Genomic DNA, 19852 nt, shown 5'->3' with positions numbered 1-19852 from the left:
ACCAGTGACCTTTTCGTCACACTACGCCGCCGTTCCGGCAAGCAGGGAGGATGCCGAACACTATTGGCATCTTGCCCCAGTTTGTTGTGGGGGCGTCTCGCCCCCACTCTCGAAGCACCTGGGCGAGACGCACCGGCAACGGACTGGAGCGAAACGCTCCGGCCACGATTAGCCTCACCGCTTCCTTGCCGCCGCACTGATCTCCGCCACCAGCCGATGCAAGATCAGCCGGTGATCCAGCCCCGTCGTCACCAACGAGCGGTCCGCCTTCAACGCCGACTCCATCGCACCGCGCAGGCCATCCAAGGTAAACTGCTCGGCCCCGCGCAAGCACAGGAACAGCGGGTAAACATTCACCCCGCCGGCCTTCTTCTGCGGCAGCCACAGCCGCTCCATCTCCGGCAAGCGATCGATCGCAGAGGCAAAGTCACGGTAGTTCCGCGTCGGCAGCTTCTTGTCCGATAGCACCTTCGCCATGAAAAGATTCCGCACCGTCGGAATGATCGACGCGCGCATCAGGCCGATAGCGTTCTCCCCGCGCTCGAGCTGCTGGTCGATCAACTCGATCGCCCGCGCGGCATGGCCGTTTTGCAGGGCATTGCCGATCTCGAAAACCACCCCGGCACGGCTGAGTGGGACCATCCGGCGGACATCGTCGGGGGTCACGTCGCGGCGGTCGGGACCGAGGTAAAGGTCGATCTTCTCCAGCTCGTTGCCGATCTGCCGCGTCGCCTCGCCAGCGAGCATCACGAACAACTCCAGCGCGTCCCCCTCGAATCGCAGGCCGAGTTCCTTGGCCTTCTTTTCGACCACCGCAGCGACTTCCTCCTGCCACCCTTCGCGGGACGTATCGATCTTGTCGAAAGCCTTCACCTGGGCCCCCTTCTCGAGGAACTTCCAGAAGGCGCGGCGCTTGTCGATGCCGGTCGCGCTCAGCAGGAAGGTAATGCCGTTGGGAAGGCCCGACTCCAGGCAGCTCTTGAGCGACTCCACGCCGGACAAGGTCCGCTCGGAGCGGCCGGTCACATCGTCCAGCAGGAAGCTCGCGTTCTTCAGCCAGACGACCTTCTCCCCGAAGAAGGGCAAGGTCAGCAGCGCCTCCACGACCGAGCGGCAGATCTGGAAAGCCCCTTCGGAATTGTCCGCGGTGCCCTCGATCGTCTCGTGTGTAAAGCCATCGTCATTGCCGCCCGTGAGTTCGCGGTGGAGGCGCAGGGCCTCCTCTTTCACGCGCCCGTCGTCGCTGCCGACGATGGCGTAGATGTTCGTGCTCGCTTTGACGGCCACGCCGGAGGTGTAGGCGGCCGGCGCGGGGGCGGGAAACAAAAAGTGCGCCTCAAAGGTCGCGCGAAAACCCTGGCGGACGCGGCTTTTCCTCCCCGGCTTTCTTGCGTTCCCGGGCCTCGCGGAAGAAGCCCTGCACCAGCGCCAGGCACTCGTCTCCCATCACTCCGGCGACGATTTCGCAGCGGTGATTCAGCGGCGGACACGCATCCAACAGATTGATCCAGCCACCGGCGGCCCCGGCTTTCGGATCGGCGCAGCCGAAGACGACGCGCTCCGGCCGACAGTGCACGATCGCACCGGCACACATCGGGCACGGCTCCTTGGTCACATAGAGCGTACACTTCTCCAGCCGCCAGTCGCCGATCGAGTTCTGGGCAGCGGTGAGGGCGAGCATCTCCGCGTGCGCCGTGGCATCGCGGAGCGTCTCGACCTGATTCCACGCGCGGGACAGGATCTTCCCTTCGCGGACGATCACGCAGCCGATCGGCACTTCGGTGGCGGCGTAGGCCTTGCGTGCCTCCCGCAGCGCTTGGCCCATGAAGTATTCGTCGCTGCCGAGGTCGATGATCCCGCTCACCGCGCGAGCAATAGATCCCGGGCGAAAAGTTCCAAGCGCCAAGAAGACACCGCCCTCAGCCCTGCCACGTCTGATCAATGAACGAAATAATCGTCGGAATCGCCAGGTCCAGCGTCTTGCCGGTGTCCTCGTAGGCCTTGCGGCCCATGCCGATGGGGTCCGGCACATCCGCTGCCACGCCGCGGCCGGGGATCTCCACAAACTCGCAGACGAGGTAAAATTTGTCCGAGTATTCGGGGAAGAGATTCTCCAAAGCCTCAAGGTGCCCCGAGGTCATGGCGAAGACGTGGGTCGCGGCTTCCAGCAGCTCCGGCGAGACCGGCTGGCTGGAAAAGCCGTCGAGGGTGATCCCGCGGGCAGCGAGGAATTTCACCGTCTCCGGATTTGCCTGATCGCCGGGGTAGGCGGCCACGCCGGCGGAGGCCACCTCGAAGTCGCCGCGTTTCTCGATCGCCTTGCGGAACAGGCCTTCGGCCATCGGGCTGCGGCAGGTATTTCCCGTGCAGACGAACAGAACCGATTTGCTAGCGGACATCGCGCGCACCCTGCCGCCTCGGCGGCGTGCGGTCAAGACAGGGCCTCCATTCGGACGGGCGCGCTGCACTGTTAGTCGTTTTCCCGGAAAGTGCCCTTCCCCCGCCGCCGCCTGACTGCTACAGCGCCGGTGGCATGACCTTGGAGGAAGCACGGCGCACACTCGGATTGTCCGCGGAAGAAGACGTGAAGAACCGCCTGGGGGAATTCGCCGCCGCGCGGAACCAGATCGCGGAACTGGTCCGCAGCGCTCCGAATGAGACGCTGGCGCTGCGCTACCAGGACGGCCTCATCGAGTTCGACAAGGCCCTCGCCGTCCTCCGCGAGGAGTCCGAAAAGGAGCCGGAGCACGTCGTGAGAGCCCGTGAATGGATGGTCGCGGCGCGCGGATCCCCGCCCGAGGAACCCAAGGCCGAAACTCCGCCCCCTGCGCTTACCCCGCCTCCCCCTTCGCCGACCCCGCCACCCCCTCCACCGGTCGCGACGACGCCCGCCCCCGCTCCGTCCCCCGCTCCCGCAGTGGAGCCGCTGGACGAGGACGAAGATTTCCCCGAGGAACCCAGGCGCGGCCTCGCCGCCCGCGTCGCAGCGGTTTTCCTGATCCTGCTGGTAGCGGTCGCCGGTGGCGGCGCGATTTACCTGAAGCACCTGGCCGATCAGAAACTGCGGGTGAACGAGCGGCTGGCCTTTCTGGAGCGACTCGGCGCGATGATGATCGAGGCCCGCCGCTGGCCCGAGGCCACCTCGGCCTACAACGAGATCGACCAGATCCGGCCCGGCACGAAGACCTCCGAGATCGGCCGGCGCAGCATTGAGGCCGGGATGGAGGAAGAGCAGCGGCAATTCGTCGGCTACTGGTCCGGCGAGGCGACCAATGCCTTCGAACTCGGCCGCCTCGAGGATGCGATCAGCGCGGCCCGCAAGGTGCTGGAGAAGTATCCGAACCAGAAGGAAATCGCCGAGCTGCTCCAAAAGGCCGAGCAGGCACGCAGTACCCAGGCGCGCGAGGAACTGGTCACCGCCACCTCCGCCGCCATCCAGAAGCGCCGCTGGGACGAGGCCGACTTCAAGGCGAAGCAGCTCGCCGACTCCTTTCCCGGCGATCCGGAGGGGAATGCCCTGCTCGCCGAGATTCGCGCCGGCCGGGACAAGGAAGCGAAGGACCGCCAGCGCGCCCGCCAGCTCTTCGATGCCGCCAAGCAGCGCGACACCGGCGCCTTCGACCGGAACGCCTACGAGTGGCTGCGGGAAGCCGCCGCCCTTGCCCCGGAAGACGCCGAAATCGCCACGCTCTACCAAAAGATCGCCGCCTACACCCGCACCATCCAGGTGCCGGCCGACTACCCGAAGCTGGCCGACGCCATCGCCTCGGCGCGCGACCGCGACCGCATCGTGGTCGCCGAGGGAACCTTCACGGGCCCCTTGATCATCGACAAGGCGATCTCCCTTGAGGGCGCGGGCCGCGACAAAACCTTCGTGGAAGTGGAGGCCTCCGAAAGCACCGCCGCCACCTTCGGACGCCATTCCGGCGGCACCCGGGTCAGCGGCATCACCTTCCGCCACCGCGGCTTCGAGGCCGGGAATGACCGCTTCTCCGCCGTGCTGGTCCGCGGCGCGGAAATCTCGCTCAGCGATTGCCGGGCCGCCGATGCCGCCGGCCACGGGCTCGCAGTCGTCGAGGCCGGCCGGGTGACTGCCACCCGCTGCCTGTTTGAGAACAATGGCTGGGACGGCGTGGCCGTCCGCGGGGCCGGCAGCCGCATCGAACTCTCCGAATGCGAGGCCACGAGCAACATCGGCCACGGTTTTGACCTGTGGGACGGTGGCTCCGCGGCCATCCACCAGAGCGTCGCCCGCGACAACAGCGGCAATGGCATCGTGGTCGGCACCACCGCCGACAACGTGGTCATCGGCAACTGCGACCTGCGCGCCAACCGCGAGTACGGCATCGTGGTGGCCGCCGCCGGCTCCGGCCGCGTCCACGCCAACCGCTGCCGGGAAAACCTGCTCGGCGGCATGGCCGTCCGCACCGCCGCCGCCCGCCTGATCTTCGAGAACAACATCCTCGAAAAGAACCTCGGCCCCGGCCTGGCGCTGGAGAAAGGCCTGCTGCCTACCGCCTTCTCCACCAACACCGCCACCGGCAACGCCGCCGGCCAGAACGTCGTGGCCAATGGCGACTTTTCGAGCGGTGATTGAGACGACTCCTACAACTCTCCCCTTTCCGTGAATATCATCCTCCGGTTGCTGTTGTGCCTGTCATTCCTCACCCCGCTCCGGGCCGAGTTCGAGTTGAAGACGTGGATTGAGGACCTTGAAAAAACCGCTGCCCAGATGGAAGAGATGGCAGCCGATGATGGCACCATCGAGATCCTCTCCCTCTACCCATCGCAGCTTTCCAAACCGCCAGCCGGAGAGGGAGAGAAGGACGCCAAGGAGGCGCCGCCGAAGTTTCACCGCTATCCCATCTTGGGCCGCGCGAAGGTGACCGATGCCATAGCGAGGAAGGAGCTTCTCACGGAACTCGCAAAGTCCATCCGCGCGAGCATTCGCAAGGACGGAGCCGTCGAGGCCTTCCTTTGCTTCAATCCACGGCACGGCATCATCTACACCAAGGGCGACAAGAAACTGGAACTCCTCATCTGCTTCGAATGCGAGAGTGTTCATTCCTATGATGGGAAACAAGAGCGGCCCGTAGCAACATTCTCGGTGAAGTCGTCGATCGGACCCGACGTTTTTAACGCCTTCCTCGACAAGAATAGGGTCGAGCGGAACGTTCCGAAGCAGTGACCGCGGCAAGCGGTCCCGACTCCCCCCGTCCGGAGATTTTCACAAAACCGCGGTCCCCCCGCTTGACCCCCGCCCGGCGTCTCCATACCTCTCCCCCATGGAACCGCTCTACGAGGGAAAGGCGAAGCGTCTCTGGGCCACGGAGGACCCGAACGTCCTGCGCATGGAGTTCAAGAATGATGCCACCGCCTTCAACGGCGAGAAGAAGGCGCAGTTCGAGGACAAGGGCCGCCTCAACAACGCCATCAGCACCCTCATCTACGGTTTCCTCGAGAAGGAAGGCGTGCCGACGCACTTCGTCCGCCAGATCGACGACACCAACGTGGAAGTCCGCAAGGTGGACATCCTGATGGTCGAGGTGATCATCCGCAACCTCGCCGCCGGCAGCTTCTGCAAGCGCACCGGCGTCGCCGAGGGCACCCCGTTTTCCCAGCCGATCATCGAGTTCTGCATCAAGAGCGACGAACTCGGCGACCCGCTCATCAATGACGACTACATCCGCGAGCTGAAGCTGGCCACCCCGGAGGAGCTAGCCTTCCTTCGCACCTCGGCGCTCAAGGTGAACGACATCCTCGGCAAGTTCTTCGCCGAATGCGGTCTCAAGCTGGTCGACTTCAAGCTCGAGTTCGGCCGCCTCGCCACCGATCCGACGACCGTGGTGCTGGCCGACGAGATCAGCCCGGACGGCTGCCGCCTGTGGGACCTCAAGACCGGCGAGAAGATGGACAAGGACCGCTTCCGCCGCGACCTCGGAGGCGTCATGGAAGCCTACGCCGAAGTGCTGGAACGGGTGAAAGCCGCGACCGCGGGCTGAAGCTTCCGCACAAGACAGGATGCAGGCGCTCGCGATCATCGGCCTTTCGATTCTCGCGGCCGTCCTCTACGGGATCGTCCATGATCAGATCACGGCGCGTATCTGCGTGGAGTACTTCACGATCGGCCACGCCCGCCTGATCGACAGCGATTCCCCGACTGTCCTCGGGTTCTTCTGGGGCGTCGTGGCCACTTGGTGGGTCGGCCTGTTTCTCGGCATCGGCCTGGCCATCGCGGCAAGAGCGGGTCGCCGAAGGAAGCTTATGGTGAAGGACTTGATTCCTTCGCTCCGGAAGCTGCTCATCGCCATGTTCGCCGTGGCACTAATCGCCGGGTGCATCGGCTATTTTGGGGGGAAGGCCGGAGTCTTTATCCTGATTGAGGAGCTTGCGTCACGCATGCCCGCCTACCGGCACGTCGCCTTCCTCACCTGCGGCTGGGCCCATTCCGCCTCTTATCTGGCGGGCCTTGTCGGGGGAATCACGCTGTGGATCCGCACTTGGCGGCGGAGGGGGGCCGCAAGTGCCGGTTGACTCGAACGGCTCGGGGTTAAGCCTGCCTTCTAACATCGGCTGTAACCGCAGAGCCGCAAAGGTTGCAGAGGAACGCGGAGTTCCGGAAGGCATGGATCAAGGGTGATTGCGGGATCGTTACAATCCCCCCTCTGCGTCCCTCTGCGACCTCAGCGCCTCTGCGGTAAACTCCACCGAGCCGGGAGATGACGAGCCGGGCCTCCGAATGAGGCCTGATCCTTGTACTCACCGCCCCATCTTGCTCTTCGTCTCCTCGAGCGTCACCCCGTTCTGCTGCTGCCATGGGATAACGTCGGGGTCGGAGAACATATTGTCCCGGCGGGTATTCTCGGCACTCGCGGCCTTGGAAAGGCGCTCCGAGCCAGCCTCGCGCGCTCCGCCGGCCGCATAGGCACCGGTGTCGTAGGTCTTGCCGGCATCGCGGGCGACCTGAACGCTTTCACCCGCTGCATTTCCTTCGAAGCGGGAAGCCTTGCGCAGGTTGTTGGCGTCGGTGTCGCCGCCGTAAACCTTCCTCGCGTAATCGCGATCGCCCCAAAACGACTTCTTCTTGAACTCCCCCGCCTGGTACTGCTTGCCCTGATAGCCTCGGTCGAACTGGGTATTCGCCCGGTCGAACTCGGACGCGACCTTGAACTCGCCCATCGGCTTGCCCTTGTCGTCGGTCATGAAGGGACTGCGGGAACCGTATTTCTCCAGCAATTTGCCCTCGTCGTGATCGCCCGTCATCGGATCGCCCGACTTCATGCGGAAGCCTTCCGCCGCCGGAGTCGCCGCAGGCGTCGGCACCGCGGACGCCGACTCGCCGCCAGTACCCGAGCACGCCCCCAGCCACAGGGCCGGAAGCAGCAGGAAAAGTCGGGTAAAGCTCCTCATCAGGGCGCGCACGCTGGCAAATCCCCGTGGGCAGGGCAACCCGTAAACTCTAACGAGCCCCCGCCGGCTCGACGAATTCCTCCACCGCGCGGTAGTCGACCCGGTCCGTACCCGGCTTGTTGAAGAAGAACATGTAGGTCCGGAGATTGGGATCGACCGGCCAGTTGGTCTCGCTCAGCACGCGCTCGCGTTTTTCCTCACGGACTTTGAAGGACACGGCGTAGAGCTTCTCCTGCGACGCTCCCGCGGGCGTCACGACGCTCCCCTTGCCGGGATTCAGGGTGAATTCAGAAGTGCCGACCTTGCCGAGGATCGTCTTCGTCGAGCTATTGTGGAAATACACGTCGCCCGGCTTGAAGGCCTTGCCATCGGCGGCGATCACCACCGGTTGGAAGACCTTCTCGGAGGAAAGCAACAGGACGAGAAACGAGTCTCCGACCTCCGGCAACACCACCTTCGCCAGCGCCGCATCGCCTGCCGCCGCCTTCACCTCGAAGGCCCGGGCCGGTGCCGGCAGTCGTTCGGAGGGCGCATTCAGCGGCAGCGCAATCGGCGCAGAGCGTTTGTCGCCGGCCACCAGCATGATCTCACCGGTGCCCTCCGGCGCGCGGTCGGCCAGGAGCCGGACGGTGGCATCACCGGCCAAGGACAAGGACGGAGCGGCAAGCAGCAGGGAAAGAACCAAGGGTCGGATCATGGCGGAAGCTGCCGCTGGGACGGAAACAGTGGCACTATCCTTTCTCTCAGGCCCCGTCCGCCGCGTCAACTACGCCAAACGCCGGGAGCGCCCTACACCCGGAACAGCCCTCCCCGTTTCCCCGCCAGCGCGGCCGCCCCGGCGATGGCGATCGTCAAAAACACCATCGCCCAGGTGCCGAGGGCCGCGGCCAGTTCGTGGCCGTTGCCGAGCGAGGAGAGCAGCGCGTAGATCGTCTTGGTGATCGGGTAATACTCCACCTGCTGCGCGAGGATCAGGCTGTCACTCACCTCCAGCATCGCGAAGGCGAAGGCGAGGATGCAGCCGGCGGCAAGATTGGCGCCGATTAGCGGGAGCGAGATCTTGCGCAGCGTATTGAACCAACCCGCGCCCAGCGAACGCGCCGCTTCTTCCAACGCCGGATTGCTTTGCTGGAGGCCCGCGACCGCCGAGCGCACCACGTACGGCAAACGTCGTACTGCATACGCCACGATCAATAGCAGCGCGGGATTGCCTCCGGAGCCGATGAGGAAGTGCAGCGGCCGGCCTTCCTGCGACAGCGCGAGGTAGCCAAAGGCGAGCACCAGCCCAGGCACCGCCAGCGGCAGCATCACCAGACCATCCAGCAAGGCCCGCCCCCGGATGGTGCTGCGCACGATCACCCAGGCGATGGCCACGCCGAGCACCAGATCCACGAGCGTGGCGCAGGAGGCGTAGAACAGGCTGTTCTTGATCGAGGGCACCACGAAGGGATCGCCTAAGGCTTCGAGGTAATGATCGAACTTCAGCGCGACGGGAAAGACCGTCTTGTACCAATCATCCGACAGCGAAAGCAGCACCACGCCGAGGTGTGGCAGCGACGCGACCAGAAACACCGTGCCGAAGATCATCGCGCAGCCAAGCGAGCGGAGGCCGGTCAATTTCACTTCCGCTCCCCTGCCCTTCGGCCGCGGCTGGGCACTCGAGGTCTGGCGGCCAAACAGCGCCTTGGTGATGCCGAAGACCAGCGCCGAGATCACGAGGATGACAGCCACCAGCGCATACGGCGCCGGGTTGCCGGAAAGGTCCTTGATGCCATCGAAGACCTGCACCGGCGCGACCCGCGTGTAGTCGAACACCAGCGGCACCCCGAGCTCGGTGAAGGCCCACACGAAGACGATGGCGGACCCGGCGAAGATGCCGGGCATCGCCAGCGGAAGCGTGATCCGCCACAGGCGCCGCGCCGGCGGGCAACCGAGGTTCTCCGCCGCCTGCTCCATCGCGGGGTCGAGATTCGACAGCGCCGCGGTGATATTCATATAGAGGATCGGGTAGAGGTGCAGCGCATTCATCGCCACGATCCCCCAGAAGCGTCCCTTCGCCAGCCAATCGACCGGAGCCTGCGGGTTCATCAGGCCGATCTCTGTTAGAAGCGCGTTCAGCGAGCCTTCCACCCCCAGCATGTGCTTGATGCCGATGGCCCCGACGAAGGGCGGCAGCACCAGCGGGATCAGGATGAGAATGCCTAACAGCCCGCGGCCGGCGAAGTCATAACGGTGCGACAGCAGCGCCAGCGGAAACGCGAGCATGAAGGTGGCAAGCGTGCTGGTCAGACCGAGTGCGAGCGCATTCCTCAAGCCCTCGAGGTAGATTGGGTTGCGGAAAACATCGCCGATGAAATCCAGCGTGAAGCCGCCACCCGGCGCGCGGAACGCCTCGCCGATGACCGAGAACGCCGGGTAAAGGAAGAACATCGCGAACAGCGCGGTGACGATGGCCGTCACGGTGATGGCGGTGCCGCGGTTCATGGCGCACCTCCTTCCTCCGCGAGCACCGCGGCTTTCTGATAGTTCGCACGGAAGATCGCGGAAATGCGGGCCATTTCGCGCGCAGTCACCAGCGGATCCTTCCTGCCGATCAGCGGGACGACCTCATCCATCAGCCGGCGATAGGAAAGGTGGGAGACATCGAAGAAGACCGCGCCCGCCGCGGTCTCCCCCAGCGGCTGCTCGCCCATGTTGTCTCGCATCGCCAGCCAGGCGCCCCTCATTTCCTGATGCGGGTCGATCGCCATGGAGCGGAAGATTTGCGCGAGCGCCCTGAATGCGGGCCCGGTCAGCTCGCGCTGATACTGGAAGCCGCCGCTGCGCTCGTAGGGCAGCGCGTCCGGATCGGCAAAGCGCGCCAGATTCTCCGTGGAGTAAACGTCGCGCCGCAACGGCAGCCGCCGCGGCGAAGTTTCGCGCGGTCCTCCGGCCAGGCCGGCCTTCACGTTCCACAGGAGCTGGCCCTCCATGCTGAGCACAAACGAAACGAACTCCTGCGCGATCGCTTCATTCGGCGCACCGCGGAAGATCGCAATGGGATCCACGCTGATCGAGGTGCCACCGAGCGGCGCGATCCAGACCAACCGCGAGGCATGGCCCGCACGGGCGAGCTTCTCCTCGTAGGACCGGCCGTAGAAGTCGATGCACGTGCCCGCCGCGGCATCGCCCTGTGCCACATCATGTGGCACCTTGCTCGCGGAGTCGGTGAAGTAGCGCGCGTTCGCCGCCATCGCCTGCAGCAGGTTGAGCCCGCGCTTCCAGCCTTCCTCCCTGGCTTCGGGCGTATCGCCTTTTTCGCGGATGACCTGCTGCATCTGCTCCTGGATCATCATCTCGAAGGCGCGGCCCACCGAGCCGCTCTTGGTGGGATCCGCCAATGCCACATAGCCGGCGAAGGCCGGATCACCCAGATCCTCCCAGCGCCGCGGCGGCGGAACTCCGAGCCGTTTCACCGAGTCCACGTTGTAGCAAATGCCCATCTGCGAGAGACAGGTGCCCACCCACCTACGATGTTCCTCGTAGAAGGTCTCGCCGGTGAAGCGCTGTGGGATCACATCCTCGGCAAACCACTCCGGGTGATCCTTGAACACCGTCAGCTCGATGAAGCGTCCCTTGGTCGTCTGACCGACGAACTCCGGCTCTCCCCCACCGAAGAAAATGTCGATTCCCACGCCCGGCTTGCCGATTTCCTCCGCCGCCTTGAAGCCGCTGTCGAGCACCCGCACGATGTCGGAGGTGCCACCGGGAAATTGCCAGTTGATGTTTAGCGTGCGGCCGGTCTTTTCCTTCCAGTGCTTCGCGAAGGCCTCGCCGAATTCCGAGCGGATGGTCTGGTTGTGCGGGGTGATGATCACCAGCCGGTCATCTCCCTGACCGACTTCCGCGAGTTCCGACCGCTCGCGCAGCAGGATCGGCGCGGCGATCACCGCGGCAAGCAGCAGCAGGATGGGCAGGAAGCGGCGCATGGAAGGTGTGATCAGCTCAGGCTTGCAATACCGCCACGTCGCCATGACGGGCAGACAGCTTCACCGCGGTCTCGCCGGGATCCCGCACGACATTCGGATTGAGCTCCACCACCTGTTGGGGCCCGGCCGGGGTCTCCACGACATACTGGATGCGCTGGCCCAGGTAAGAACGCTCGGTGATCTTTCCCACCAAGCCGTTTTCGCCGGTGCCAGCATCCACCTGCCAAGCCTCCGGCCGCACGGAAAGGATCACCTCCTCGCCGCCCGTGGGCAGCCACTCGGTCTTTGTCACGCGGCCGACCAGGGGACCCGAGGCGGTCTCCACCATCGCGAATTCGCCGCGCACCTCGATCACCCGGCCCTTGAGCAGATTCGTCTCGCCGATGAAGCCGGACACGAAGGCCGTGTGCGGGTTCCGATAGACATCCTCCGCTGTGCCGACTTGCTCGATCCGGCCGCGGTTCATCACCGCCATGCGGTCAGCCATGGAAAGCGCTTCCTCCTGGTCGTGGGTGACATAGACCGCCGTCAGCCCCCCCTCCTTCACGATCCGCCGGATCTCCCGCCGCATCTCGATCCGCAGCTTCGCGTCCAGGTTCGACAGCGGTTCATCCAGCAGCAGGCACTTTGGCCGCACCACCAGTGCACGGGCCAGGGCGACGCGCTGCTGCTGGCCGCCGGAAAGCTGGTCGATCCCGCGGTCGCCGAGGCCGGCGAGGTGGACCAGCTCAAGCGCCTCGCCGACGCGCCGCTTGATCTCCCCCTTGTCGATTTTCCGTTCCTCTAGGCCGAAGGCGACGTTCTTTTCCACACTGAGGTGCGGCCACAGCGCGTAGCTTTGGAATACCATCGCCGCTTCGCGCTTGTGGGGCGGCAGCTTGGTCACGTCCCGGTCGCCAAAGGAAATCGTGCCGGAAGTCGGCGTCTCCAGCCCCGCGATGCAGCGCAGCAGCGTGGTTTTCCCGCAGCCGGACGCGCCGAGCAGGAAGAAAAGCTCACCCGCCGCGACTTCCAGGGTCACCCCGTCGAGCGCCCTGACATTGCCGAATTGTTTGACGATCGAATCGGCTCTGATGGCATCCATGAGACAGGGGACAAACGCTTTCCTCGGAGAGCCGCCATGAAAGCGGGAAGCATGCCCGGAAGGAAATCGAATTTCGGGCAAAGATTCGCTTGCCAACCCGCGGCCCGCCCCATAAATCCGCGGCCCACCAATCACAACCTGCTCGGGTGGCGGAATTGGTAGACGCGCTAGACTAAGGATCTAGTGGAGTAATCCGTGGGGGTTCGAGTCCCCCCTCGAGCACCATCCCTTTACGAACAAGGCCCGGAGCAATCCGGGCCTTTTTCGTGGGTGGGTTTCAGACCGGACCAAGTACCAACCGGTCCCAATTTTCGGCACCCCTTCAATCCGGCAGTCACGGAGCCTTGATTTCGCCACCTAGTCCGACCTGATCCAACAACCTCTGGCGAATCCCGGCATATTCTGCGGCAACAGATTCGACTTTCGCGGGAAAGGCCACGGCATCGAACAGCTCATACCAGTTCCCCGCTTCGGAAAGCGCCGCGATGTTCTTCGGACCCCCTCCCTGCTCTGGCTTGAAATCCGCGAGGTCGAGGTCGTTACGCCGATCGATCTTTACTTTAACGGAGTTCTTCTTTTCGCCACTGAAGCAGCTTAGAACCCATTCATACTCGACTCCGGCTTCCAGCCGGATCTTCTGGCCCTTCCCCACTTGCGCCAAGTCGATCGCGTTGAACCCGGCTGGCAAAGCACCCAGCTTGATGGAAATAACGTTCTTGGCCGGTTCCTCGGTCCTTTCCAGCTCGAACAACATTTCTTGTGGCTCCGTGGCTGCCGATTGCCACCACCAGATCCGGGGGCTTTCCAGATGAGTCACTCCCACTGCTTCCGGCGCGATGGCCACCAATTTGATCATCGGTTTCCCCTCACCACGGGTGACCCCGCGGGTTCGCTGGCCGCCCGGCTTTCCCGACCGCTTGGCCATGAAGCGGTACATCGCCGCGCGCTCCGGCGAGACCTGCGGTGCCGCTGGCACGGGTTCGGGTTTCGGCTTGGCCGGAGGCGCTGCCGGCTCCGCGAGGACGGCGGTCGCGAGTGCCGCCATGCAGGCGACCGAGGCAAAGAAGGATCCGGGGGCATTCATGGTGGATTGCAAACAAGCTCAAGGTTCTGACGCGCCGGATCCAGCTTCTTGCAAAAGATCCGGCGGAAAAACCTGCCAAACCCGCTCCGGCGGCAAGCGCTTGTCGAGCTCGACCGGTCCGTCCCCAAAGGCGACTGCCAATCCAGGCTCCGCCAGCAAGCTTCTCGTCGTGTCGCCTATCAGGATTCGCACGGGATGTTCCTCGGGGTTGAAGGTCTCCTTGCGCAAGGCCTGCAAGCGCGCGGCCTTGTTGATCGTCGGTCCCAGGAACGAGTAGTCGGCATGTCGCCCGCCTCCCACCGCACTCGCGTGAACCTCGCCGGTGTAGATGCCCACCCGCATGTGGTAGCGTGGCTGTTCCTCCGGCAAGCTCTCGTTGAGACGGGGCACCAGGGCCGCCAACTCCAAGGCGCACTCCACTGCCCGCCGCGCGTGGCCGCCGTCCGACTCGGCCGGAAATCCAAAGACCACATAGATTTCGTCGCCCACGAATTGTTTGACGAATCCGCCGTGCCTGCCGGTGATTTCCACCGCGGGCCGCAACAGGTTGTTGAGCCAGGTGAAGAACTCCTCGACCTGATGACGCTCGTCGAACCACTGCGAGGCGGCGGAATAGCCGCGAAGGTCTCCGAACATCGCCGTGGCCACGAAGGACTCCGGCGGATTGCTCATGCCCGCGATGAGAAGGTCGTTCCGTGCGAGCACCCGCGCCGTCACCTCGGGGCCGAGATGGGATGACATGACCCGAAGATACGTCGCCCGCTCTCGCACGCTGGTCCGCCATGCCAGCACCATGCCTCCTAGACCCGTGGCGGTGCCGGCCACCCAAGGTGCCGCGATGGGCAACCAAAGCCCCTCTTTCAAGGCGAGCGCTCCCACGGCGACCATCAGCGCAGGCCATGCGACCAACACGACAAGCGCTCGTCCGACCTGGCCGATCCGCGGCAGTGCCAGCGCCAAGGCGGCCAGCAACGACGCCGCCCAGACGACGGCGTCCTCCTTGCCGTCCTCCCAATAGCGGATCGGCGCTTCGCCCTCCAGTTCCCGCAGGAGCTGCGCGGTGGCCAGCGCGTGGACCTTGAGACCACGTAGCGCGACATCGCCCACGACCGTCATCTCATCCGCCGCGAGATTTTTATCATCGACTCCGACCAATACGATTTTCCCCGCGAAAGCCCGCCGGAGCGCCTCCGGATCGTCCGATCGCCGCAAAACGTCCGACAACGCGAGCACCGGGATGTTATCGTCGCTTCCGGATTCGGCGAGCCCATCCACCGTGGTCTCGCGAAAGCGCGAGGCCGGTGCCTTGACGGGCTTGAGGAGAAAGTCCGGGAGGGGCTCCATCTTGCCCGACAGCTCGTCCGGCAGCCAATAGCCTCCGGCGGACGGGGATAGCCACAGGGAATCCAAATCCGCCAACGCTCGCTCAAGGCCTTCGACCGACGCCCCTCCGACATGACGCCAACTCAACAGCGCGGGAAGCGAGTACTGACCTATGAGCCCGTCATCTTCCCAGGTCAAGACGCCACCGCGCCGGATCACAATGCCCCCCGCTGTTTCATCGTCCGGAAAGGTCGATGAGGCGACCTTTCGCAGCCACGGATCCTTCTTGCGGAGTTCCATCATGAACTTGGGCGGATCGAAGGATTCCAGCCGTGGGGTTTTTTCTCCCATCATCCAGATCACCCGGTCATCGAGCCCGACCTCGCGAAGCCTTGTTCCGCCGCTCAAGTCCTTGCCCCGCTCCTCCTGATCCCGGATCAAGTCGACACATACCAGACTGGGATCGGCGGAGAGCAGCGTCGTCAGCGTTTCAGCCAGCGCGTCATCCGGCAGCGGCCAACCGGAGCGGATCTTGTCTTCCACCCGGATGCAGACGAGGACCACATCGGGATGCCCTGCTTTCCACGGCCAGGTGAGCCGCGTGACCATGTCGTAAGCGGGTAGTTCCGCATGGGCACTGAACCAAGCGGTGCGGCGCAGCCCGCAAGTTGCAGCGGCCACGATCAGCGCGAGACAAGCCGTCTGAGCCACGGGATGCCGGAAGAACTTGGAAAACGTCAGCCGGTTCATGAGAGTCATCGCCAAGAACCCACCAATACGAAGGGCGCCCATCGCGAGGGATGGACGTCACGGTCCCGTCGCAAGACTTCGAGTTGCGCGTGCCTGAGCGCATCTGCCTTCGCCCGGCCTTTCGGGTGATCGCGCAGGTATCGATGGAATCCCGTCATGACCTCCGCCGCAGACTGGTCTTCCACATACCACAGGGTGGCCAGCACGCTTCGCGCACCGGACTTCACGCTCGCGCCCGCCAAGCCGAGCGCGGCCCGGTCGTCCCCGGCGGCGGTACGGCACGCGCTCAGGCATAGTAGATTCACCGGCGTTCCAACAAACTTGCGCGGGCGGATCATCACCTCCAGATCGTCGAGGGTGATTCGACCGTCATGGGTCAGCAGGAAGCAGCCCCCGGCACGGCCGAGAAATTCGCCATGGGACGCGAGATGGACGATGTCCGCAGGCGTGTCCACCAGGCTGGCACGGATCGCTTCCGAAGTGAACTCACCGTTCATCAGCACCCGCCGTGTCGCATACATGTCCGACACCCGCTCAAGTTCCCCCGTCACTCCGGGGATGGCAGGGAACCCTTGGACCGCCTCGCTGAGACCGCCGGCGAACAATGGCGAAACCTCCGCGCTCGCCTCCGAGGGTTCAAGCAGCGACAAGTTCGGCGCCACCGACACCGAGAACTCTTCCAGCAGGAAGCGCTTGTTCCGCATGTCGTAAAGCGCCCCCAAAGGCACGTTGCCCAAGGCCCCGTCCGGCACGAACACGAGATGGCGCACCCCGCGCTCGCGCAGCAGGTCCACCACCGGATCGATCAATTGCCGGTACAGCCATCCCGCTTCCTGGAAGAGCCGGGACTTGGCACCATCGTTCTCAAGATGATACCGGAAGCGACGGGCGGAGGCGTGCAATTCCTCGCCGGCCACCGGCGAGGTGAAGCGCCGCAAGCCGCGGTCGTGACCAATCAACAGCTCGATCCGATCTTCCAGCGGGATCACATAGACCACCGCCACCTCCTCATCCCCGATCCGGTCGAGATCGCGTGCCTTGGAGAGCGCGAGGTTCACGCAGTCGTCCCGGTAAAAGTCGTTCACCTCCCATGTTCGGAATGATTCCATCGCGTCGCGGGCCTCGCGCAACGCCTTGCCCTCCGCCTCCGCGCTACCATACGGCCCTCGCAACAGATGATCGGCCAGGAGCAGATAAGGCCGGCCTGCGAATTCCCTGAAGCCTCGTCCGAGATCGGACACCAATTGCGATCGAGCAAGATCGCTGCGGATATTTTCGACGGACGAAACTGCCCGGCGGATCGCGTCGCCCGTGACTTGGGCACCGGGTTCGATGGCGTGACGGCTGATGGCCGTCAGGACTTCCAGCTTGGCGACGTCGGCCTCGTCGAGTTCACCCTCCAGTGCTCGCGTCGCGTCGAGCAGTCGCAGCGTCTCGGCGAATCGACGGTCACCCACATACTGCTCGGCCAGTCCTAACAGAGCCGACGCCTCGAGCTGCGGGTTGCCAGCCTCGCGCGCCAACGAGAGTGCCCCGGCATACAACTGGTTCGCCGTGGCAACCTTGCCGCAGCGGTGCGCCGCCATGGCGGTGGTCAAGCGGGAGTGGAGCGCGAGATTACCGAAGGCATTACCGTCGATGATTCCGATCGACGCCTGCAGACTCTCTTCGAGGACCTTCAAGGAAGCCGCAGCACGCACCGCGTCGGCCCCGGGCCACCCGTCGACCTCTTCGATCTTCCGCACCGCTTCCACGCACTCCTGCCAAAGTTGAAACGACGCCACCAGATGGTTCTGGCGGGCCTTTAGCAGCCCAGCTCCCCCGCCCTGCTGCCGAGCAATCTCAGCCGCCTGCGCGAATTGTTGGAGCGCTGCCTCATGCGCGCCGCCGGATGACAGCGCGATGCCGAGGTCGTTGCGAATGTCGACCACCAGGGAAGGATCGGAGTTCGCATCGACCAAGTCCAGTGCCTGGGTTAATGGCACGATCGCTCCTGCCGGGCGCTTGCCCAGCGACAGGACCGAGCCCTTCAAGGCCCACCACTCGAGCAACACTTCGCGCCGGGGTTCCTTGCCAAGCAAAGGCCTGGCGCGTTCGACATGCAGCGCCGCAGCGCTGACATCTCCGCTCATCTTCAGACACGTGGCGGCATTCATCAATGAGGCCGCCGCTGCCATCCCGCGATCTCCCTTCATGGAAGCCTCCGCCGTTTCCAAATAAAGGTCGGCCGCCTTCCGGAATTCGCCACGCGCCGCCAGTTCATCGGCCTCGCCGGCTAGCAACCGGCCGGCAATCGCCACCAAGATGACCCATCGTGTCAGCATATGCTAGAATCGGGCAAGGCCGACCCGGAAGTGAATCCCGTGGTCCTGAAGATCGGAGTCTTGGTCGCTGCGGTTCCGCAAGGGAAGCCCGAAATACAACTCTCCCTCGAACCAATCCGACACGGTTCCTCGCAGGCCGACGCCACAGGACAGGAGCGCCTCCCTGTCGGATTCCTTCCGGTCCCATCCCATGCCGCCATCGACAAACGGTGCCAGCCACAAGCTCCAGTTCGATTCCGCCGTGCCGGTCCGCAATGGAATCTGATACTCTACGCCGGCAAAGAATCCCTGGTCCCGCACCATGTAGTTCTCCCGATATCCACGCACCGTGTAACGTCCTCCCATCCGGAACTGCGCGGGCGGCGGCAAGGCGTCATTCGTCATCTGGAAGCCGGCTTGGACCACCAAGACATCGTCCCTCTTCGAGAGCCGCTTCGAATACTGCACGCCCGCCGACCAAAGCAGAAATTCACTATCGGGCTCGCTGGGTTGCTGCGTCGCGCCCAAGGCATCGATGCCTGCCGTCACCGCGGTTCGCGCCGCCAAGACCGAGCTCTGCGTCCGCCGGGTCCACTCGGCCCCCAGCGACAGCCGGGTCAGGTCGAGCTCTCCATCGACCGACCCGGGCGAGACCGTGAACGGCCTGCCGAGCACGAACGTCTTGTCCTCGCTCTTTTCTAACAGCAACGACAGCCACACCTCGTCGTTGAGCGACCGGTAGAGCGGATGCCGCAGTCCTCCCGTCACGGTCCAGCTCTCGCCATCGATCGCCAGGCCGCGGAACGGTTCCTCAAGGATCGAATAGTCCTCCCTCGATCCGCCAATCACCAGGCTGGTATCGTCGGCTAGAATCGGACGCTGGTAGTAGAGCGACGTATTCCCCAGCCCGGCGAAGTCGAGTTCCTCCGGCTCCCCCGAAAACAGTCCGAGCCGCACCCGCAGGTTGTCGCTGAATCCGGTCAAGCTGCGGTCCTCGAACCACACCTCCGCTTGTTCCCCGCCGACCGAGGGACTGCGCTGGTTATGGAAGTCCATCCCATATCCCCACCGCGGCAGCTCCTCCAGGTCCATCACCATCAGGGCCTCGCCCGGCGCCAACCCCGGCTTCAATTCCGCATTGATGCGCGCGATGTTGGGGTTCTCCTGGAGAACCTGGAGCTGGCGCTGCAGCGTCGGGAAATGCAGCGGCACGCCGCCGCTGCCGATCATCTTCATCGCGAGATAGCCGTCGGACAGCGAGTGGTTTCCCTCCACGATCAGGTCCGTGACCTTCCCCTCCGTGATCTGCACCGTTAGGGTTCCATCCGGTGCAGCACGATCGGGAACCGTCGCGCCGGAGTTGATATATCCGCGATCGACATGAAGGCTCGTCAAGCCATGGCAGAGGCGGTCGAGATCCTCCGGGCTGAGCTCCCCTCCCATGAATGGGGCGACCTCGGCCGCGAGCTCGCGATCCGCGATCGCCGTATTTCCTTCGAAGCGCACACGGTCGACACGCACCAGGGGAACGACCGTCGCGCGGGCAGGCAAATACTCGTCCACCGGCGGCAACACGTAGGCCTCCTTGGGCACCAGCGACACCGAGGGAGCCGAAGGCGGATCCACAGGCTGCGCGAGGAAATCCAACGAACCCGGCGGCGGCAGTACCGGCTCAGCCACTCCTTCACCAGCCGGGACGACCTCCGGGGAATCCGGTTCTTGCCCGAGCATCGCCATTGCCAGCGCCAGCGGAATGCCGGCCAAGACAAGCCGGCCAAGGGGGACGAAACCGGCAAATGACGGTCGAGGGAGGATCACGGGGAGGGGGACTGCGCGGGCAACATTGATGCCACCACATTGGCGGAATCATGACAAGCTCGCGGCGAGCATCCGCACCGGACTTTGTGACATCGATCGCCCTCACGCATGT

General features: G+C 64.5%; 16 protein-coding genes and 1 tRNA gene. 5 read left to right on the top strand and 12 right to left on the bottom strand.

All coding sequences use genetic code 11. The annotated features are described in order from the left end of the window. Positions 1-174: 174 nt before the first annotated feature. The 3 genes from holA to OKA05_RS21800 form a co-directional block, all read right to left on the bottom strand. On the bottom strand, positions 175-1287 hold the full coding sequence (gene holA / locus OKA05_RS21810; RefSeq protein WP_264489314.1) for a DNA polymerase III subunit delta: 1113 nt from the start codon (positions 1285-1287) through the stop codon (positions 175-177). A gap of 49 nt (positions 1288-1336) precedes the next feature. Further along, positions 1337-1855, bottom strand: a complete 519-nt coding sequence (tadA, locus tag OKA05_RS21805; protein ID WP_439331382.1) for a tRNA adenosine(34) deaminase TadA — start codon at positions 1853-1855, stop codon at positions 1337-1339. 64 nt (positions 1856-1919) lie between these two features. Beyond that, positions 1920-2399 carry a low molecular weight protein arginine phosphatase gene (locus OKA05_RS21800; protein WP_264489312.1) on the bottom strand — a complete coding sequence of 160 codons (480 nt, stop codon included), beginning with the start codon at positions 2397-2399 and terminating at the stop codon, positions 1920-1922. Positions 2400-2533: 134 nt separating this feature from the next. Here OKA05_RS21800 and OKA05_RS21795 point away from each other — a divergent pair, with 134 nt between their 5' ends. From OKA05_RS21795 to OKA05_RS21780, 4 genes are all read left to right on the top strand, one after another. Then, positions 2534-4597: a right-handed parallel beta-helix repeat-containing protein gene (locus OKA05_RS21795; protein WP_264489311.1), complete on the top strand. Its 2064-nt coding sequence runs from the start codon at positions 2534-2536 to the stop codon at positions 4595-4597. Positions 4598-4624: 27 nt separating this feature from the next. After that, positions 4625-5188 carry a hypothetical protein gene (locus tag OKA05_RS21790; protein ID WP_264489310.1) on the top strand — a complete coding sequence of 188 codons (564 nt, stop codon included), beginning with the start codon at positions 4625-4627 and terminating at the stop codon, positions 5186-5188. Positions 5189-5285: 97 nt separating this feature from the next. Further along, complete coding sequence (purC, locus tag OKA05_RS21785) at positions 5286-6002, top strand: phosphoribosylaminoimidazolesuccinocarboxamide synthase (protein ID WP_264489309.1); 717 nt, start codon at positions 5286-5288, stop codon at positions 6000-6002. Between the two features lie 19 nt (positions 6003-6021). Next, positions 6022-6534: a hypothetical protein gene (locus OKA05_RS21780; protein WP_264489308.1), complete on the top strand. Its 513-nt coding sequence runs from the start codon at positions 6022-6024 to the stop codon at positions 6532-6534. 225 nt (positions 6535-6759) lie between these two features. Here OKA05_RS21780 and OKA05_RS21775 read toward each other — a convergent pair whose 3' ends face one another. From OKA05_RS21775 to OKA05_RS21755, 5 genes are all read right to left on the bottom strand, one after another. Then, the gene (locus OKA05_RS21775; protein WP_264489307.1) at positions 6760-7410 is read right to left on the bottom strand and encodes a hypothetical protein; all 651 of its coding nucleotides are present in this window, start codon (positions 7408-7410) and stop codon (positions 6760-6762) included. Positions 7411-7459: 49 nt separating this feature from the next. Further along, on the bottom strand, positions 7460-8107 hold the full coding sequence (locus OKA05_RS21770) for a hypothetical protein (RefSeq protein WP_264489306.1): 648 nt from the start codon (positions 8105-8107) through the stop codon (positions 7460-7462). Between the two features lie 92 nt (positions 8108-8199). After that, complete coding sequence (locus OKA05_RS21765; protein ID WP_264489305.1) at positions 8200-9894, bottom strand: ABC transporter permease; 1695 nt, start codon at positions 9892-9894, stop codon at positions 8200-8202. Beyond that, positions 9891-11378: an ABC transporter substrate-binding protein gene (locus tag OKA05_RS21760; RefSeq protein ID WP_264489304.1), complete on the bottom strand. Its 1488-nt coding sequence runs from the start codon at positions 11376-11378 to the stop codon at positions 9891-9893. Before OKA05_RS21760 ends, OKA05_RS21765 begins: the two co-directional genes overlap by 4 nt. Positions 11379-11394: 16 nt before the next feature. After that, a complete protein-coding gene (locus tag OKA05_RS21755; RefSeq protein WP_264489303.1) occupies positions 11395-12462 on the bottom strand; it encodes an ABC transporter ATP-binding protein in 1068 nt (355 codons plus the stop codon). Between the two features lie 140 nt (positions 12463-12602). Here OKA05_RS21755 and OKA05_RS21750 point away from each other — a divergent pair. After that, positions 12603-12687: transfer RNA gene (locus OKA05_RS21750), tRNA-Leu, on the top strand. A 109-nt stretch (positions 12688-12796) separates the two neighbouring features. Here the strand turns inward: OKA05_RS21750 and OKA05_RS21745 are convergent. Genes OKA05_RS21745 through OKA05_RS21730 form a run of 4 tightly spaced genes read right to left on the bottom strand, consistent with a single transcriptional unit; the run spans position 12797 to position 19740 of the window. Further along, the gene (locus OKA05_RS21745) at positions 12797-13546 is read right to left on the bottom strand and encodes a DUF928 domain-containing protein (RefSeq protein ID WP_264489302.1); all 750 of its coding nucleotides are present in this window, start codon (positions 13544-13546) and stop codon (positions 12797-12799) included. Positions 13547-13564: 18 nt separating this feature from the next. Beyond that, a complete protein-coding gene (locus tag OKA05_RS21740) occupies positions 13565-15619 on the bottom strand; it encodes a CHASE2 domain-containing protein (protein ID WP_264489301.1) in 2055 nt (684 codons plus the stop codon). Between the two features lie 5 nt (positions 15620-15624). After that, positions 15625-17943 carry a CHAT domain-containing protein gene (locus OKA05_RS21735; RefSeq protein WP_264489300.1) on the bottom strand — a complete coding sequence of 773 codons (2319 nt, stop codon included), beginning with the start codon at positions 17941-17943 and terminating at the stop codon, positions 15625-15627. A gap of 3 nt (positions 17944-17946) precedes the next feature. After that, positions 17947-19740: a ShlB/FhaC/HecB family hemolysin secretion/activation protein gene (locus tag OKA05_RS21730; protein WP_264489299.1), complete on the bottom strand. Its 1794-nt coding sequence runs from the start codon at positions 19738-19740 to the stop codon at positions 17947-17949. Positions 19741-19852: the final 112 nt, after the last annotated feature.

Origin of the sequence: Luteolibacter arcticus (assembly GCF_025950235.1) — a bacterium.
Classification (GTDB): domain Bacteria; phylum Verrucomicrobiota; class Verrucomicrobiia; order Verrucomicrobiales; family Akkermansiaceae; genus Haloferula; species Haloferula arctica.
This window is presented reverse-complemented; position numbering and strand designations above follow the sequence as displayed.

Bases quoted from the DNA above. Each gene is read 5' to 3' on its own strand.
- OKA05_RS21800 (WP_264489312.1), bottom strand. From the start codon at position 2,399: ATGTCCGCTAGCAAATCGGTTCTGTTCGTCTGCACGGGAAATACCTGC.
- OKA05_RS21795 (WP_264489311.1), top strand. From the start codon at position 2,534: ATGACCTTGGAGGAAGCACGGCGCACACTCGGATTGTCCGCGGAAGAA.
- purC (WP_264489309.1), top strand. From the start codon at position 5,286: ATGGAACCGCTCTACGAGGGAAAGGCGAAGCGTCTCTGGGCCACGGAG.
- OKA05_RS21780 (WP_264489308.1), top strand. From the start codon at position 6,022: ATGCAGGCGCTCGCGATCATCGGCCTTTCGATTCTCGCGGCCGTCCTC.
- OKA05_RS21775 (WP_264489307.1), bottom strand. From the start codon at position 7,410: ATGAGGAGCTTTACCCGACTTTTCCTGCTGCTTCCGGCCCTGTGGCTG.
- OKA05_RS21770 (WP_264489306.1), bottom strand. From the start codon at position 8,107: ATGATCCGACCCTTGGTTCTTTCCCTGCTGCTTGCCGCTCCGTCCTTG.
- OKA05_RS21765 (WP_264489305.1), bottom strand. From the start codon at position 9,894: ATGAACCGCGGCACCGCCATCACCGTGACGGCCATCGTCACCGCGCTG.
- OKA05_RS21760 (WP_264489304.1), bottom strand. From the start codon at position 11,378: ATGCGCCGCTTCCTGCCCATCCTGCTGCTGCTTGCCGCGGTGATCGCC.
- OKA05_RS21755 (WP_264489303.1), bottom strand. From the start codon at position 12,462: ATGGATGCCATCAGAGCCGATTCGATCGTCAAACAATTCGGCAATGTC.
- OKA05_RS21745 (WP_264489302.1), bottom strand. From the start codon at position 13,546: ATGAATGCCCCCGGATCCTTCTTTGCCTCGGTCGCCTGCATGGCGGCA.
- OKA05_RS21740 (WP_264489301.1), bottom strand. From the start codon at position 15,619: ATGAACCGGCTGACGTTTTCCAAGTTCTTCCGGCATCCCGTGGCTCAG.
- OKA05_RS21735 (WP_264489300.1), bottom strand. From the start codon at position 17,943: ATGCTGACACGATGGGTCATCTTGGTGGCGATTGCCGGCCGGTTGCTA.